15 protein-coding genes and 2 pseudogenes are annotated in these 17,020 nt (G+C 42.3%); 14 read left to right on the top strand and 3 right to left on the bottom strand.

What is annotated here, in order from left to right:
- The 10 genes and pseudogenes from O9290_RS00510 to smc all read left to right on the top strand — a co-directional run.
- Positions 1-250, top strand: a pseudogene (locus O9290_RS00510) (hypothetical protein); the annotation flags it as partial.
- A gap of 324 nt (positions 251-574) precedes the next feature.
- Positions 575-811, top strand: coding sequence for a hypothetical protein (locus O9290_RS00515; protein WP_288057080.1), 237 nt, complete (start codon positions 575-577; stop codon positions 809-811).
- Positions 812-822: 11 nt separating this feature from the next.
- Positions 823-1,872 (top strand): NAD-dependent epimerase/dehydratase family protein, encoded by a 1,050-nt coding sequence (locus O9290_RS00520; protein WP_288057083.1) that lies wholly within the window; start codon positions 823-825, stop codon positions 1,870-1,872.
- Complete coding sequence (locus O9290_RS00525; protein ID WP_125731912.1) at positions 1,869-2,819, top strand: FkbM family methyltransferase; 951 nt, start codon at positions 1,869-1,871, stop codon at positions 2,817-2,819. Before O9290_RS00520 ends, O9290_RS00525 begins: the two co-directional genes overlap by 4 nt.
- A gap of 10 nt (positions 2,820-2,829) precedes the next feature.
- A complete protein-coding gene (locus tag O9290_RS00530; RefSeq protein ID WP_288057085.1) occupies positions 2,830-3,633 on the top strand; it encodes a transketolase in 804 nt (267 codons plus the stop codon).
- On the top strand, positions 3,630-4,553 hold the full coding sequence (locus O9290_RS00535) for a transketolase family protein (protein ID WP_125731916.1): 924 nt from the start codon (positions 3,630-3,632) through the stop codon (positions 4,551-4,553). The genes O9290_RS00530 and O9290_RS00535 overlap by 4 nt, the downstream gene beginning before the upstream one ends.
- Positions 4,554-4,619: 66 nt before the next feature.
- Positions 4,620-5,000: a GtrA family protein gene (locus tag O9290_RS00540; RefSeq protein WP_288057086.1), complete on the top strand. Its 381-nt coding sequence runs from the start codon at positions 4,620-4,622 to the stop codon at positions 4,998-5,000.
- Positions 4,997-5,932 carry a glycosyltransferase family 2 protein gene (locus tag O9290_RS00545; RefSeq protein WP_288057088.1) on the top strand — a complete coding sequence of 312 codons (936 nt, stop codon included), beginning with the start codon at positions 4,997-4,999 and terminating at the stop codon, positions 5,930-5,932. The genes O9290_RS00540 and O9290_RS00545 overlap by 4 nt, the downstream gene beginning before the upstream one ends.
- A 351-nt stretch (positions 5,933-6,283) precedes the next feature.
- A complete protein-coding gene (locus tag O9290_RS00550; RefSeq protein WP_002762776.1) occupies positions 6,284-6,553 on the top strand; it encodes a YciI family protein in 270 nt (89 codons plus the stop codon).
- 173 nt (positions 6,554-6,726) lie between these two features.
- The gene (gene smc, locus O9290_RS00555; protein WP_288057090.1) at positions 6,727-10,257 is read left to right on the top strand and encodes a chromosome segregation protein SMC; all 3,531 of its coding nucleotides are present in this window, start codon (positions 6,727-6,729) and stop codon (positions 10,255-10,257) included.
- Here smc and O9290_RS00560 read toward each other — a convergent pair.
- Positions 10,240-10,554 (bottom strand): hypothetical protein, encoded by a 315-nt coding sequence (locus O9290_RS00560; protein ID WP_288057092.1) that lies wholly within the window; start codon positions 10,552-10,554, stop codon positions 10,240-10,242. The genes smc and O9290_RS00560 overlap by 18 nt on opposite strands.
- Before the next feature lie 55 nt (positions 10,555-10,609).
- Here O9290_RS00560 and O9290_RS00565 point away from each other — a divergent pair, with 55 nt between their 5' ends.
- The 3 genes from O9290_RS00565 to O9290_RS00575 all read left to right on the top strand — a co-directional run bounded on the left by O9290_RS00565 (position 10,610) and on the right by O9290_RS00575 (position 15,828).
- A complete protein-coding gene (locus O9290_RS00565; RefSeq protein WP_288057094.1) occupies positions 10,610-12,190 on the top strand; it encodes a photosystem II high light acclimation radical SAM protein in 1,581 nt (526 codons plus the stop codon).
- Between the two features lie 93 nt (positions 12,191-12,283).
- Positions 12,284-13,768: a WD40 repeat domain-containing protein gene (locus tag O9290_RS00570; protein ID WP_002762770.1), complete on the top strand. Its 1,485-nt coding sequence runs from the start codon at positions 12,284-12,286 to the stop codon at positions 13,766-13,768.
- A gap of 179 nt (positions 13,769-13,947) precedes the next feature.
- On the top strand, positions 13,948-15,828 hold the full coding sequence (locus O9290_RS00575) for a DNA-directed RNA polymerase subunit gamma (RefSeq protein WP_158200662.1): 1,881 nt from the start codon (positions 13,948-13,950) through the stop codon (positions 15,826-15,828).
- A gap of 40 nt (positions 15,829-15,868) precedes the next feature.
- On the opposite strand, the gene O9290_RS00580 is transcribed toward O9290_RS00575, so the two are convergent.
- Positions 15,869-16,285, bottom strand: coding sequence for a RidA family protein (locus tag O9290_RS00580; RefSeq protein WP_002771650.1), 417 nt, complete (start codon positions 16,283-16,285; stop codon positions 15,869-15,871).
- Positions 16,286-16,549: 264 nt separating this feature from the next.
- Positions 16,550-16,897 (bottom strand): hypothetical protein, encoded by a 348-nt coding sequence (locus O9290_RS00585; RefSeq protein WP_002762766.1) that lies wholly within the window; start codon positions 16,895-16,897, stop codon positions 16,550-16,552.
- Here O9290_RS00585 and O9290_RS28035 point away from each other — a divergent pair.
- Positions 16,896-17,000 (top strand): annotated as a pseudogene (locus tag O9290_RS28035) (DUF29 family protein); the annotation flags it as partial. The gene O9290_RS00585 and the pseudogene O9290_RS28035 sit on opposite strands and share 2 nt — an antisense overlap.
- Positions 17,001-17,020: the final 20 nt, after the last annotated feature.

Consider the following 17,020-nt stretch of genomic DNA (forward strand, 5'->3'; position numbering starts at 1 on the left):
ACAACAAAAACCTAATGAAAACAATCGTTATTGGATAGCAGAGATTAACTTATTTTTGGGAGTCTGGCAGGGAAAAAAAGCGGAAGTAACAGCCTATTGGTTACGTTGGTGGGATAAGTCGGGCAATCTGTTATTATGGGGCAGTGAACGAGTCGCACAAACTGAATATAAACTCGAACAGGAGCGAATGTTACGACAAAAATTAGCTGAAAAATTAAGAGAATTAGGCGTTGAACCAGAAACCTTGTAGCATACTTGTCAAATGCCGATAAAATCATAGAATGGATCTTCTGGATTGGGGTATTTCTAGGATTAACGGAGGAGATGTTAGAGTAGGTAACAGCGACTATCAGGGAATTTTGTCGGAGCGGGAGTAAATTTGCATTGTTGGCATTTTTTGGAACATTTTTATTTTTTTGGATGTTTTTTATGATTAGACAATATAATGGACTTGTTTGTTATCTCTTTTTGAAGTTACCCTTTTCTTATCCCATTGGATAAAGTGAATGTAAAAACCTATTGCTTTTGATTTTTGTGTGGATTTGTCTTTTTCTATGAAATGGATTGGCTGAGGATGCAACCTAACCTAACAAATGACTTAAATCATATTCTTGCCCACACTAAAGACCTCTGGGAAGAATTGCGGGAACAGCGGATATTTATTACCAGAGGTACAGGCTTTTTTGGCTGTTGGTTATTAGAAAGTTTTATCTGGGCTAATGATCAGCTAGACTTAAAAGCATCGGCAAGGAAATCTATCCTCGATGGGATACTAGATATTATTCGGGATCACAAACCAATATTTTTCTGAGTTAGAAAATTATGAGACATAAAATTGTTGAACAAGATTTGAGGCAAATTATTGCAGCTGATTTACCTTGGCAAACTTTGGCAGGGAAAACAGTTTTGATTTCGGGAGCCAATGGATTTTTACCAGCTTACATCGTGGAAACCTTGCTCTATTTCAATGAACAAAAAAGACATTCTTCTATCAAAGTGATTGGCTTAGTCAGAAATAAGAATAAAGCCTTGAAACGATTGGAGTTTTACCAGAATAGAACCGATTTAGAGGTAATTGAGCAGGATGTTTCTAGTCCGATTTCTTTAGACTTGAAAATAGATTTTATCATTCATGCTGCCAGTCAAGCCAGTCCGAAGTATTACGGGAAAGATCCAGCGGGAACATTATTAGCGAATACCCTAGGAACTTATAATCTTCTTGAACTTGCTAAACTCCATCAAGTCGAAAGCTTTCTCTATTTCAGTAGTAGTGAGGTGTATGGAAAAGTTGATCCCTCTTGTGAGCAAATTAGGGAAGATAATTATGGTTATCTGGATCCGACCTTAGTTCGTTCCTGTTATGCTGAAAGCAAGCGTATGGGCGAAAATATGTGTGTTTCTTGGTTTCATCAATACAACATCCCTACTAAAATTGTCCGTCCTTTTCATACTTATGGGCCGGGGTTAAGCTTGGATGATGGTCGAGTCTATGCAGATTTTGTAGCTGATATTGTCAACAATCGTGATATAATTATGAAAAGTGACGGAAGCGCTCGTCGCGCTTTTTGTTATTTAGCCGATGCCGTTCAAGGTTTTTTAACTATTCTTCTGAAGGGGGAGAATGGACAAGCCTATAATTTAGGAAATCCTCAAGGGGAGATAAGTATATTAGAATTGGCGGTGAAACTTGTGGATTTATTTCCTGAAAAAGGATTAAAACTCCTTCGCCAACCCATCCAAGATAATCCCGATTATATTCCGAGTCAAGTCTCCCGGAATTGTCCGGATATTTCTAAGTTATTGGTCTTAGGGTGGCAACCGCAAACCAGCATTGAAGAAGGTTTTAAACGTACAATTGGGAGTTTTTTATGAAGTTATTGGACAGGAAACAACACTATCATTTGGGACAGATCAATAAACAGCAGTATATTGATGAAATGTATCAATTTCACCAAGTTCTGTTTGACTATTCTGAACTTCTCAAGGATACTGACATTGCTAGTATTAGGATTCAAGACAATGGAGTTGTATTTACTTCTAGGGAACAAGGAATCAATATCTGGTGTAATCAGCCAGATAAACGAGCGGCACCCTTTGAAATACTCAATTTTAATTTCTATGAACCAGCAGAAAGTCATTTAATTTTTGAGTTAATTTCAACCTTGGGAGACTCCTGTAATATCTTTGATATTGGAGCTAATATTGGCTGGTATTCTCTAAGTATTGCCAAGCGATTTAATCAAGCTAAGATATGGTCATTTGAACCAGTAAAATCAACTTTTGATTACTTTCAAAAAAATCTAGACTTAAACTTAGAGATTAAAAACATAACTCTCTACAATTTTGGATTTTCTAATCAAAACGAAACGTTAAAATTTTACGTTCAACCGGAAGCTTCTGTGAGTGCGTCTTTAGTGAATATTACAGAGAGTGAAACCATTAAAGAAATAACTTGCGAAGTGAAAAGGTTGGATGAATTTATCGATGAAAATCCTGTCAAGATAGATTTTATTAAATGTGATGTGGAAGGAGCAGAACTTTTAGTTTATCAAGGAGGTCTGGAGACAATTAAACGAGACAAACCAATAATTTTTACAGAGATGCTCAGAAAATGGTCAGCCAAATTTAATTACCACCCTAATCAGATCATTGACTTAATGGCTGAGATCGGTTATGATTGCTTTACCGTTTGTGATCATAATTTATCCCGATTTTCCCTCATGGACGATACGACTCTAGAAACTAACTTTTTCTTTCTTCATCGAGAAAAACATAGCCAACAAATTCAAAACTTTATATCAACAAAAACTACCTCATGATTGAACGCCAATGATCGAAAAATTAGCCAAACAAATCCGTCTAATTTCCTTACAAATGGTTCATCGAGCCAATGCCTCTCACATTGGCAGTTGCTTAAGTATGGCTGATTTATTAGCTGTGCTATATGGCAAAATTCTCCGAGTTGATCCGACTAACCCAAATTGGCTAGACCGCGATCGATTTATTCTCAGTAAAGGTCATAGTGCGGCTATTCTCTACGCAGTACTGGCTGAACGGGGATTTTTTCCCCTAGAATGGCTAGAAACCTATTGTCAAGATGGTTCTAAGTTAACTGGTCATATCAGTCATTATCTACCCGGAATAGAAGCCTCTACCGGGTCTTTAGGTCATGGTTTACCTATCGGTTGTGGTATAGCTCTAGCTGGTAAACGTGAAGATAAACCCTACCGAGTATTTGTTCTAGTTAGTGATGGCGAAATGGATGAAGGCTCAAACTGGGAATCAATTTTATTTGCGCCTCAGCATCAACTCGATAACCTAGTTGTTATTGTGGACTATAACAAGATTCAGAGTTTTGGCACGGTCCAAGAAGTGCTTGACCTTGAACCCTTAACAGCTAAATTCCAGGCATTTCGTTGGTCAGTGCGAGAAATTGACGGTCATAATTTCCAGCAGATTGAAGATGCTTTCAATAGTGTTCCTTTTGAAAAGGGCAAACCTAGCTGTATTATCGCCCATACTGTTAAGGGAAAAGGAGTCAGTTTTATGGAAAATCAACTGGCTTGGCATTACAAGTCACCGAATCAAGAACAACTAGAACAAGCCGTAGCAGAAATTGAGGGGAAATCATGAGAACAGCTTTTATCAATACGCTTTGTGAAATAGCCAAGAAAGATGAGAGGATTTGGCTTCTTTGCGGAGACTTAGGCTATTCTGTCCTCGAAGGATTTGCAGGCCAATTTCCTGAACGATTTGTTAATGTGGGTATTGCCGAACAAAACATGATCGGCATAGCTGCGGGTCTAGCAATGTGTGGCAAAATCGTCTTTGTCTATTCTATTGTCAATTTTCCGATCATGCGATGTTTTGAACAGATTCGCAATGATGTCTGTTATCACAATCTCAATGTTAATATTGTTGCTGTTGGTGGTGGACTGACCTACGGTTCTCTGGGTTATACTCATCATGGCATGGAAGATTTAGCGGTGATGAGAGTGTTACCTAATATGACGGTTATCGCTCCGGGAGATCCTCTAGAAGCTAAGTTAGCGACTCAAGCTATTGTTAACCTATCTAGTCCCTGTTATTTAAGATTAGGGAAAGCCGGTGAGCCTCAAGTTCACCCCAGGGAACCTCAGTTTGAAATTGGTAAGGCAATCGAGTTACAGTCGGGAACAGATTTGACCTTAATCAGTATAGGGGGAATGCTAGATTTAACCGTTAAAGCGGCTGAAAAACTGACGATGCAGGGTTATTCTATTGAAGTTTTGAGTATGCCGACTCTCTACCCTCTAGATGAACAATCTATCTTACAATCTGCCGAAAAGACTAAGAAGATAATCACCCTAGAAGAACATGGAATTGGCGGTTTAGGAAGTGCAGTTGCAGAAGTTCTGGCACAGTCGAGCGAAACTGTTGAATTTAAACCTTTAAGGTTAAAAAGAGAAGCCGTTAAAACCGCTGGTAGTCAAACGGTTTTACGTTCCCAACAAGGACTTGATTTGGATGGCATTGTGCAATCGGCTCTGGCCATGCTACAAAGAGTGTATTAGCCATTTTACAGGTGAGGAGAAGGTAAAGACCAATGTAATCACTAATTGTCAAAATAAACTTGAAAAATGTATCTAATCAAAAAAAGCAAATCTGTTAGATTTTTGTTAGTGGGGGTAGTTAATACCTTATTTGGTTATGGGGTGTTTGCCTTGCTGTTTCGTCTAGGATTAGATGAGCGCTATTCCTTACTTATCGCTACTATTTGCGGGGTATTATTCAACTTTAAAACTATCGGAGCTATCGTTTTTAAAGACCAAAATAATCGACTACTAGCTCGCTTTATTGGTGTTTATTTAGTGATTTATTTATTAAACGCTGAATCCTTACGAATTGTTAAGATGCTAGGAATTAATATGTTAGTGGCACAAGCTGTCTTGGTATTGCCTCTAGCAATTGTTTCCTATTTTTTAAATAAAACCTTTGTTTTTAGAGGAAATAGACAATGAAAAAAATTAGTGTAGTGACTCCTTGCTATAATGAGGAGGGGAATATCGAAGAGATTTATCTTCAAGTCAAACAGATTTTTGCGGACTTAGAAAAATATGATTATGAACATCTATTTATTGATAATGCTTCTCAGGATAAAACGGTGGACATTCTTAAAGGTATTGCCATCAAAGATTCCAATGTCAAAATTATCGTTAATGCTCGAAACTTTGGGGCAATTCGATCGATTTACTATGGAATAACTCAGCCAGATGCTGATGCTGTTGTCTTAATTTTTGCTGATTTACAAGATCCACCAGACTTGATTGTTGATTTTATCAAAAAATGGGAAGAGGGCTATCACATAGTCAAAGGAATAAAAACTTCAAGTGAAGAAAATTTTCTACTGTATAGTATCCGGAGTTTTTATTACTTTCTTGTCACTCAGTTATCGGATATTAAGCCTACTGCTCATTTTACAGGTTTTGGACTCTATGATAAAAAGGTCGTGGAAGTTTTGAAAAAAATTGACGATCCTTATCCATACCTAAGAGGTATTATTTCAGAGATCGGCTTTGACAGTGCTGAGATTGAGTACAAACAACGGCAGCGTAAAAAAGGAAAGAGTAGTTATCGAAATTTTTATAGGCTTTATGATGCTGGAATGTTAGGCATTACCAGCCATTCTAGTGTTCCTTTGAGGATGGCTACATTTTTGGGTTTTGCTTTGTCTCTGCTGAGTTTGCTAGTGGCGTTAGGTTATTTAATCGCCAAATTGTTGTTCTGGGATTATTTTCCTTTAGGAACCGCACCCGTTACTGTCGGACTATTTTTAATCGCTTCGGTGCAACTATTTTTTATCGGCATTATTGGGGAATACATTGGCTTAATGCACATGAGAATTTTAAAAAGGCCTTTAGTTGTCGAACGAGAACGGATTAACTTTGAGTGAAGACTGTATTTGTTATACTAACTTAATCTTGGAGGACAAATGGTAATGGTTAGGCGTTGGGTTTCATGCTTCAACCCAACCTATGTTCATCTTATATTTAATTCCACCTACCTACTTAAATACAATAGAAAACCTATCTGGATTAGCTAATCTATATATAGCGTTTTTCAGTCTAATGAGGTATAGTAAATCCATCGATAGATAATAGATAGGCGTTTCAGCGTTTCAATCGGGACTCACCGCTATAGTAAAATGTAGATTCTGTGTACCCCCCCACTTTTCTATATCGATTTAGCCTGATTGACGATTCGATCGTAAAATAGCAACAGATCAAGAGAGTACAGGTCAAATATGCCGAAATTTGTTATCTGGGGTAGTTATTGTGAAAACGTGCTGGAAAAACGCGCACCCTATCGTCAAGCGCATCTAGAGGGATTAAATCAACAGAAAGAACGGGGAATTCTCATTACTATCGGACCAACGGCAGATTTAAGCCAAGTTTTCGGAATTTATCAGGCAGCCAGCGAGTCGGAAGTGCGAGAATTAATCGAAGCGGACCCCTACTGGCAAAATGGTATCTGGACAGAGTACCAAGTCAAAGAATGGATTCAAGCTATCTAAGGGGGCTATCAGCTATATTTTTCTATAAGGGTGTTGTCATAAAATTCTCAAACTACGCAACTAATCAAACTCATCTCCGGTCAAGTCTGAGGATATTTTCAAGGATAAACCGGAGTTATCCCTTATAGATTAAAGCTGACAGCTGATAGCTTGCCTAATTTTTGCTTATCGCCATGGTTTACATCAAAAAGGTCGAACTCTCACACTTCAAATCCTTCGGGGGAACGACTCCCATCCCCTTTTTACCGGGGTTTACGGTGGTTTCTGGTCCAAATGGTTCGGGAAAGTCGAATATTCTCGACGCATTGCTATTTTGCTTGGGATTAGCTACTTCCAAGGGAATGCGGGCCGAAAGATTACCGGATTTAGTCAATCACAGCTATAACAGTCAACGTCATAGCACCGAAGCGAGTGTTTCGGTGACTTTTGATGTTAGCGATATTCCCGACGCAACCGATAGGGATTGGACGGTTTCTAGGCGCTTAAAAGTGGCTAAGGGTGGCAGCTATACTTCTACCTACTATATCAATGGGGAAACCTGTACGGTTAGCGAACTTCACGACCAATTAAACCGTTTACGCATCTATCCCGAAGGGTATAACGTGGTGTTACAGGGGGACGTAACCCGAATTATCAGCATGAATGCCAAGGAAAGACGGGAAATTATCGACGAATTGGCAGGAGTAGCCGAATTTGACCGCAAAATTGAGAAAACTAAGGAGAATATCGATTCGGTTAAAGAAAGAGAAGAACGCTGCCAAATTATTGCCACAGAATTGCAAAAATCTCTGGAGAAATTAGCACTCGATCGCATTAAAGCCGAAAAATACCAAAAACTCAAGGCCCAAGTCCAAGAAAAACAACAATGGGAAATTGTCCTGCATTGGCAAAATCTCCAGCAGCGCTGCCAGCAATTAAAAGAACAAATTCAAGCTGGGGAAAAGGAAAAACAGGTTTTAACCGAGACTATCGCCAATTTATCCGAACAAATCGCCCAAAATAGTCAAGAATTAGAGAAACTCAATCAACAGGTCAAAGCTTTCGGGGAAGATGAACACCTGTCCCTGACTTCCCGATTAGCGAGTCAACAGGCCAAACGACAACAACAGCAACAACGACAAAAAGAGTTAGAAAACCTCGAAAAAGAATCTCAGGGACAGAAAAACAGGCTTTTAGAGGAAATTAATCGCTACAATCTCGAATTAAATCAGATTACTGCTGAAAAAAGCCGTTTAGAAACTGAAATTTTACCCAATCTCCTACTGACAACCCAAACCGCAAGGGAAACCCTAGAAAACCATCGTCTGCAAGCAAGTAGTCTCGCGGAAGCGTCAGAAGCTTGGGTAAAAGAACAAAGTGACCTTTCCCGCAATATTACCCGTCTTCAGGAACAATTAAACCCCTACCGTAGCCAACGGGCCCAATTGACCGAAAGATGCGATCGATTGCAAACTAATATAGTAGAAGCTGGTCAACGTCTGCAAGAATTAGAGCAAGTTATTAGCACAAAAACGGAAGAAAGTCAAGAAATATTACAAAAAATTAATCAATCGGATCCCGATATCCAAAATTTAGCCCAAAAACTCACCATTGCCGAACAAAATCGCGTCATCAGTCAGGACACCCAAAAACGTCTGCTCAAGGAACAACGGGACAAACAGAGGGAATTAGATAAACTGGAAGCGACCAAGCAAGCGCAACAGGAGGCCCAGGGAACCTATGCTACTCAAATATTATTACAGTCAGATTTGCCCGGAATCTGCGGATTAGTGGCACAATTGGGGGAAGTAGAGGAACGTTATCAAATTGCTCTTGAAATCGCCGCCGGAGGTCGTTTAGGTCATGTAGTCGTCCAAGATGATAGCGTTGCGGCTGCCGGAATTGCCTTGCTAAAACAGCGTCGCATCGGTCGCGCCACTTTTTTACCCCTGAATAAAATTCGTCCTCCCCGTCCCCAGGATATTTCCTCTCTGCGTCATGCGCGGGGTTATCTGGATTTAGCGGTGAATTTAGTTAAGTTTCAATCCCAGTATCGGGAGGTTTTTAACTATATTTTTGGCAGTACCGTGGTTTTCGAGGATATAGATTCTGCCCGTTATTATATCAATCAATATCGCATCGTTACTTTGGATGGCGAGTTATTAGAGATGACTGGCGCTATGACCGGAGGCAGCCAACCGACGCGATCGGGGCTGCGTTTTGGTAAAATTTCTCCGAAGGAGTCTAGTGAAGCGGAATCTCTACGGGAAAGATTAGCAGAAATCGATCGCATTCTTACCCGCAACGAAGAAAAAATTACCCAAGTTAATCATCTTATCAGTCAGTTAACCCAACAGTTAACCGAAACCCGTCAAAGTCATCGGGAAAATCAATTATCTCTACAACAATTAAGCAAGGATTTACAACGTTTAACCACAGAAAAAGAGGATTTAACCCGTCAATTATCGGGACAGCAAGAGGAAATTAGTATTTCTAGTCAACGGTTAGAGGTATTAACTAGAGAAATTCCTCAGTTAGAGTTATCTTTACAGGAAGAACAGGAGAAATTAACTGCTTTAGAGGCCAATCATACCCATAGCGAATGGCAACAGGTACAGGGAATAATTCGCAGTCAAGAATTAGAGTTACAAACCCAAGAAAATCACCTCGCTACAGTCCGCGAACAGTTAAAAGATTTACATAATCAACAAATCAGACTAGAGGAAAAAAGTCAAGAGTCTGCGGATAGAATTATTGAGATTGACAGGATAATTACCGATGCAGTTAATCAGAGAAATATCGGTAATCTGGAGATAGAAAAACTTGATTGCCATATTTTAGAAATCAATCAAGCTTTACAGCAATTATCGCAACAACTAGGGGAAACCAAGCAAAAAAGAGATCAATTAGAGACAGTTTTGCGACAACAACAAAACCGGCAACAACAGGCTATCTGGCAATCGGAAAAGTTAGTCAACAATCAAGAGGAAAGACAAGCATTACTAACCACTTTACAGACAGAAATTAGTCAACTAGAAAGCGACTTACCCAATCCCTTGCCCGAAATTCCTGAAAGCGATCGAGATTTCGAGAAAATTCAAAGCGATATTCGGCAGTTACAACGGAAATTAGAAGCTTTAGAACCTGTCAATATGTTAGCTTTAGAAGAATACCAAAAAACCAAAGAGAGATTAGATGAACTATCAGAAAAACTGCAAACTCTAGAGGGAGAAAGAACCGAACTACTTTTGCGGATAGAAAACTTTACCACCCTCAGATTTAATGCTTTTCAGGAAGCATTTACTGCCGTTAACGAAAACTTTAAGAATATATTTGCCACCCTGTCCGATGGCGACGGTTACTTGCAATTAGAAGACGAAAATGACCCCTTTAATGGTGGCTTAAATCTGGTGGCACATCCCAAAGGAAAACCAGTACAGCGATTAAGTTCCATGTCTGGAGGTGAAAAATCTTTAACCGCTTTAAGCTTTATTTTTTCCCTACAAAGATATCGTCCTTCTCCCTTTTATGCCTTTGATGAAGTGGATATGTTTTTAGATGGGGCCAATGTGGAGAAATTGGCCAAAATGATTCAAAAACAAGCACAACAAGCGCAATTTATTGTCGTTAGTTTGCGTCGGCCGATGATTGAAGCATCGGAAAGAACCATCGGTGTCACCCAAGCGCGGGGAACCCATACACAGGTACTAGGAATTAAAGTTTAACCTAAGATGCAAGTGGGGTGTGGGGTGTAGGGTGTAGGGTGTAGGGTGTAGGGTGTGGGGTGTGGGGTGTGGGGTGTAGGGTGTAGGGTGTAGGGTGTAGGGTGTAGGGTGTAGGGTGTAGGGTGTGGGGTGTGGGGTGTAGGGTGTAGGGTGTGGGGTGTAGGGTGTGGGGTGTGGGGTGTGGGAAGTGGGAAGCTTTTCAGTAAACAGTAAACAGTGAACTGAAAACTCACATCTGATAACTGATAACTGATAACTGATAACTGATAACTGATAACTGCCAGACAAGCCGGACAAAGTTAAGTTATATTAAGATTACTCAGAATGCGTCTCCATCCCCTTCAGAAATCTCATGACTCAACCGCAAGCACAACGCATCCTCTACGTTAGACTCCCCTGTAACCCCATTTTCCCCATCGGTGTCGTTTACCTTTCCGACCACGTTCATAAACTATTCCCCGACATCGAACAAAGGATTTTTGACCTTGGCACCGTCCCCCCCTTAGACTTTAACCAGGCACTCGATCGCTGTGTTGACGAATTTCGGCCGACCCTGCTAGTATTCTCCTGGCGGGATATTCAAATATATGCCCCCGTCGGTGGTCGCGGTGGCAATCCCCTGCAAAACGCCTTTGAATTTTACTACGCTAAAAACCCCCTAATCAAGCTGCGAGGTGCTTTAGGAGGTTTAAAGGTGACAACCGCCTACTACGGCGAATTATGGCGCAATCAGGGACTAATTCGCCGAGGGTTGCAGCGGGCCAGAAAATACCATCCCGAAGCGCGAGTTATCGTCGGGGGTGGTGCCGTCAGTGTTTTCTACGAACAACTAAAAACCAAACTGCCCACAGGAACAATTGTATCAGTGGGAGAAGGGGAAACCCTGCTAGAAAAATTCCTCTCCGGCCGGGACTTTAGCGATGAACGTTGTTATGTCGTCGGAGAAACCACACCCCGGCCGCGTTTAATCCACGAATCCCCCACCCCCTTAGAAAAATCCGCTTGTAACTACGACTATATCGCCAGTATTTGGCCGGAATTTTCCTACTATTTCCAAGAAAACGACTTTTATATCGGGGTACAAACCAAGCGCGGCTGTCCCCATAACTGCTGCTACTGCATCTATACCGTCGTCGAAGGGAAACAAGTACGCATTAATCCCGCGGATGAAGTAGTTAAGGAAATGCGCCAATTATACGACCGCGGCATTCGCAATTTCTGGTTTACCGATGCCCAATTTATCCCCACCAGAAAATTTATCAACGACGTGGAAGAACTATTAGAAAAAATTCTCGCTTCTGGGATGAAAGATATCCGTTGGGCTGCCTATATTCGTGCCGATAATCTCACTCCGAAACTGTGCGATTTAATGGTAAAAACAGGCATGAACTACTTTGAAATTGGTATCACCAGTGGTTCTCAGGAATTAGTCCGCAAAATGCGGATGGGCTATAATTTGCGGACAGTTCTGCAAAATTGTCGGGACTTAAAAGCGGCCGGTTTTAATGATCTGGTTTCGGTAAATTATTCCTTTAATGTTATTGATGAAACCCTGGAAACTATTCGTCAAACTATCGCCTATCATCGGGAATTAGAAAATATTTTTGGAGTCGATAAAGTGGAACCAGCCATCTTTTTTATCGGACTACAACCCCACACCCATCTAGAAGAATACGCCTTCAAAAAAGAAATTATTAAACCCGACTACGATCCCATGAGTTTAATGCCCTGGACAGCCAAAAAACTGCTCTGGAATCCCGAACCTTTGGGGTCATTCTTTGGCGAAGTTTGTCTGCAAGCATGGCGACAAAATCCCGATGATTTTGGACGAGAAGTGCTGAAAATTTTGGAAGCAAGACTAGGGAAGGCCGATTTAGAATCCGCTTTAACCGCACCGATAGAAACTAAGAAAAAAGTCTTAACTCCTGCTTAAAAATTAATTTTAGTCAATCCCAAGGCGGCAATTAGCGTTACCATGAGTCTGAAATCAGGAGATCATTGAAATCCCTTTACCGGTAACTGCAAAATGACCGACCATCGCCCCCATTGGCTAGAATTAGCGGAATATATCGCCCTAGGATTAACCCTGCTTACCCTTATCGCCATGGGTGCGGAGTTTTTGCCTTTGTTCCTCCTGGTAGTGACTTTCGGGTTGAATATTCTCAATCGTCTCCGAGAAAGAACCAGGCAACGTCAACGCTTAACCGAAATGACTGGTGATTTACAGAGTCAGTGGGAAGAAGAAAAAGAAGCTTTATCAGCACAAATACAGTCCCTCAGTCCTGCGGTGGCCAGCGATAACGCCCGTGCGGTCGCAACGCGCTCGCTACGCGAGATCGCAGAATTAGAGGAGAATATTCTCGTCCTCGAACAGTCCCACAATCAAATTATTCAATATATCAACCGTAACGGGCTGCTGGAACGCATCGAACATCTGGAAAAATCCTACAGTCGCTTACACAGAGATATTTTGCCGCTTAACGAAGAATCGGCGGATATTCCCGCCACAAAAGCGGAAAATGAGCCACAAATCACCCTACCTACCCTTAATTTAACTCCCACTTCCCCCCCCGTCGATATACCCCATTGGCACTATTATCGCCGTCTGGCCGCCCATCGGGAAATGATTACAGCGATCGCAATTACCGAGGATCAACAGTTTTTAATTAGCGTTAGTTGGGATCGTACCCTAAAAATCTGGGATTTTGCGAGGGGAACCCTGATTAATACGGTGGAAGCTCACGATCAGGGCATTTTAGCCCTAGCAGTGACTGGAAACGGCGATTATCATCTAGCGACGGGAGGATTCGATCAAACCGTTAAATTATGGACTTTAGCCGGCGATGGCAGTAGTCTGGAATTAAATCAAATTTTCCTCGGTCATCTCGGTTCGATTCACGGCCTAGATTTTGCCCCCCGTTGGCATTTTTTGGTTAGTGGTAGTTACGATCAAACCCTAAAACAGTGGAATTTAGAGCAGGAAACCGAAGAATTTAGCTCCTATGACAGTCTGGGGGCAATTTATGCCCTAGCAGTGGCTCCTAATCAAGATTTTATCGCCGCAGCTGGAGGTGATGGCACTGTCACCCTCTGGCAATTGGGATCGGGAGCAAAAATCGCCGTCCTATCCGGTAACGTTTCTTCGGTGCAGAGTCTGGCGATCGCTGCCGATGGTCAGATTATTGCCGCCGGTTGTGTGGATGGGACAGTGAAAATCTGGCAATACGATCGAGAGAAAAGCGGTCATTTTGCGCCAATTCGGGTGATCAATGCCCATAATGGTCAGGTGACAAGCTTGGTATTTGCAGAGGAAGGTCAATGGTTATTTACCGGGGGAACCGACGGAGAGATTAAAATCTGGTTAGCCAATTCTCAACAGGCGATCGCAACTCTCAGCACCGACAATGGGCGATCGTCGCCGATCTCCAGTTTAGTTCTCAGCCCCGATTATTGTCACCTAGCAGCGGCTGCGGCCGACGGTAGCATCACCATCTGGGAAAATATCACTTAATGGTCGATCGAACTGGAAAAATTGTATAATGTAATGTCCCGGACTCGGTCAGGCCAGTTTGACCCCAAGAAAAAGTGACTGAGTTAACCGTCGTTTCTGCCTAATAGTTGTCATCGGGGCATCGAGAACGCGCGAGCGATCGCTTATCCCAGATCATCACCCATAGTAAAAAATTCAGAATGAAGACTCCAACAGATCAAAGATTTGATTACGTCAAAATCGGTTTAGCGTCCCCCGAAAGAATTCGGCAATGGGGAGAAAGAAACCTGCCTAACGGTCAAGTCGTCGGAGAAGTAACCAAACCAGAAACGATCAACTATCGGACTCTCAAACCGGAAATGGATGGGTTATTCTGCGAGAAAATTTTTGGCCCCTCGAAGGACTGGGAATGTTGGTGCGGTAAATACAAACGCGTCCGTCACCGGGGAATTGTCTGTGAACGTTGCGGGGTGGAAGTTACCGAGTCGCGGGTACGTCGTCATCGCATGGGTTTTATCAAATTAGCTGCCCCCGTCACCCACGTTTGGTATCTCAAAGGTATTCCCAGCTATCTCAGTATCCTGCTCGATATGCCCCTGCGGGACGTGGAGCAAATCGTCTATTTTAATGCCTATGTGGTTCTCGATCCGGGTAATGCCGGCAATCTTAGTTATAAACAACTCCTCAGCGAAGATCAATGGTTAGAGATCGAAGAAGAAATCTACGCGGAGGATTCGGAATTAGTCGGCATTGAAGTGGGTATCGGGGCCGAGGCTATCCAAAGACTCTTACAGGAAATTAACCTGGAAGAAGAAGCGGAAAGACTGCGGACGGAAATTGTCGAAAGTAAAGGGCAAAAACGGGCAAAATTAATTAAACGTCTCCGGGTAATCGATAACTTTATCGCCACGGGTTCTCAGGCAGAATGGATGGTTTTAAGCGTAATTCCCGTGATTCCCCCCGATTTACGCCCGATGGTGCAGTTGGACGGCGGCCGTTTTGCCACCTCTGACCTGAACGATCTCTACCGTCGGGTGATTAACCGCAATAACCGTTTATCCCGTCTGCAAGAAATTCTCGCCCCCGAAATTATCGTCCGCAACGAAAAACGGATGTTACAGGAGGCCGTCGATGCTTTAATTGATAACGGTCGTCGCGGTCGCACGGTGGTGGGGGCCAATAATCGCGCCCTGAAGTCTTTATCGGATATTATCGAGGGTAAACAGGGGCGTTTCCGTCAAAATCTCCTCGGTAAACGGGTTGACTATTCGGGACGTTCGGTTATCGTTGTCGGTCCGAAGTTGAAGATCTATCAATGCGGTTTACCCCGGGAAATGGCGATCGAATTGTTCCAACCCTTCGTTATCCATCGTTTAATTAAATTAGGCATCGTCAATAATATCAAGGCGGCCAAGAAAATGATCCAACGGGGGGATGCCAATGTTTGGCACGTCTTGGATGAAGTGATCACGGGACACCCGGTGATGTTAAACCGCGCCCCTACCCTGCACCGTTTGGGCATTCAAGCGTTTGAACCGATCCTAGTGGAGGGCCGGGCGATTCAGTTACATCCCCTCGTCTGTCCCGCTTTTAACGCTGACTTTGACGGGGACCAAATGGCCGTACATATTCCCCTCTCCCTGGAAGCACAATCGGAAGCGCGATTGTTGATGTTAGCTTGTCATAATATTCTCTCACCGGCGACCGGTCGCCCGATTGTTGCCCCTTCTCAGGATATGGTTTTGGGTTGTTATTATCTCACGGCCGAAAATCCCAAGGCCCAAAAGGGTGGGGGTCGTTATTTCGCCAGCATGGATGACGCTATTCGCGCTTTTGATCAGGGATTGGTGGATCTACACGCTTCCGTGTGGTTGCGTTTACCTGTCGGAGAAAAGGTGAAAACCAATAAACCCGATGAGGAAGTCCTGGAAACGGAAACTCTCCCCGATGGCAGCATCTGGAAATATTATCGGGAACGCAAAACCCGCGAGAAGGATGGTCAGATAATTTCTCAGTATGTGCGTACTACTGTAGGGCGAATTATCTACAATAAGACGATTCTAGAGGCTTTGGTGGTCTAGAGAGAGATTAGGTTAGGGTGGGCATTGCCCACCTTAATTTTTAGGCTAAAGCGGCAATACATTCTATTTCCACTAGCACATCTTTGGGAAGACGGGCCACCTCCACACAGGCCCGGGCCGGGGCGGTTTCCGGGGGGAAATAACGGGCATAAACTTGATTCATTGCCCCGAAATTGGCTAAATCCGAGAGAAAGACGGTAGTTTTCACCACATTTGACCAATTAGCCCCAGCAGCGGTTAAAATGCCCTCTAGATTGGCCATAACTTGTTCGGTTTGGGCGCTAATTTCCCCGGAGACGATTTCACCCGTGACGGGATCTAGGGGAATTTGTCCCGCAACAAAGAGAAAAGGACCGGTAGCGGCGATCGCTTGATTATAGGGACCCACAGGGGCTGGAGCTTTATCAGTACGGATGACCTGATTATTCATGGGCAGGATAGTTAAAAAAGATGACATTGAATCAATTGAATATTTTCCCAGTTTTTTGATCGCTTGTAGTTAATTTTCGCCGGTTAGGGGGTTTAATTTTGACTGATTGTCTTTGTGGAAGGTGCACTAAAAGCGATTGTACGAGAAATAAGTCAACATTTATGACGTTGCAATTCTGCATCTAAGTAGCTGGTTATAATTAAATTAAAAATGGATTTTAGGTTCGATCCCCCCTGCCCCCCTTGATAAGGGGGGTGCCGATAGGCGGGGGGATCTGAAAGTTTTTAATACCTACCTACTTAACTCTGTTAACAAAGCATATATTCTATCAAAATTATATTTAGTTTCAGAAGGAGCATCATAGGTTGTCAAAGTACCTTTAGTATGACTATGAGCCGCTAGATTGCGACTTTTCTTTAGATTACCAAGATAACCTTTTAAAGTACTAATTTTATCAGTTTTTTCTGACTTTTTTTCGATTTTTTCTAATGTTGCTAAACCAATAACTATCATCAACATTTTTCTAAAAGCTTCATATTGAAAGTTAGAGTTAGGCTTAATAATCTCGTCTTTGATGAATTTTTGGTTAGCTGGGGACTTTAAGCATCGTTTAGCACATCTTAAAACTATATCATCCACGGTAAATGAAACTAATTTACCAAAAGAAACTTTCCCAGTTGATTGTCCTTTTAGCCAAGAACAGGTTTTAAATTGGGATTATTTTCCTGAAAATAGCTTTTGAAAAATGGATATAAGTAGGGA

The sequence above is a fragment of the Microcystis sp. LE19-41.2A genome (assembly GCF_027530405.1).
GTDB lineage: Bacteria > Cyanobacteriota > Cyanobacteriia > Cyanobacteriales > Microcystaceae > Microcystis > Microcystis aeruginosa.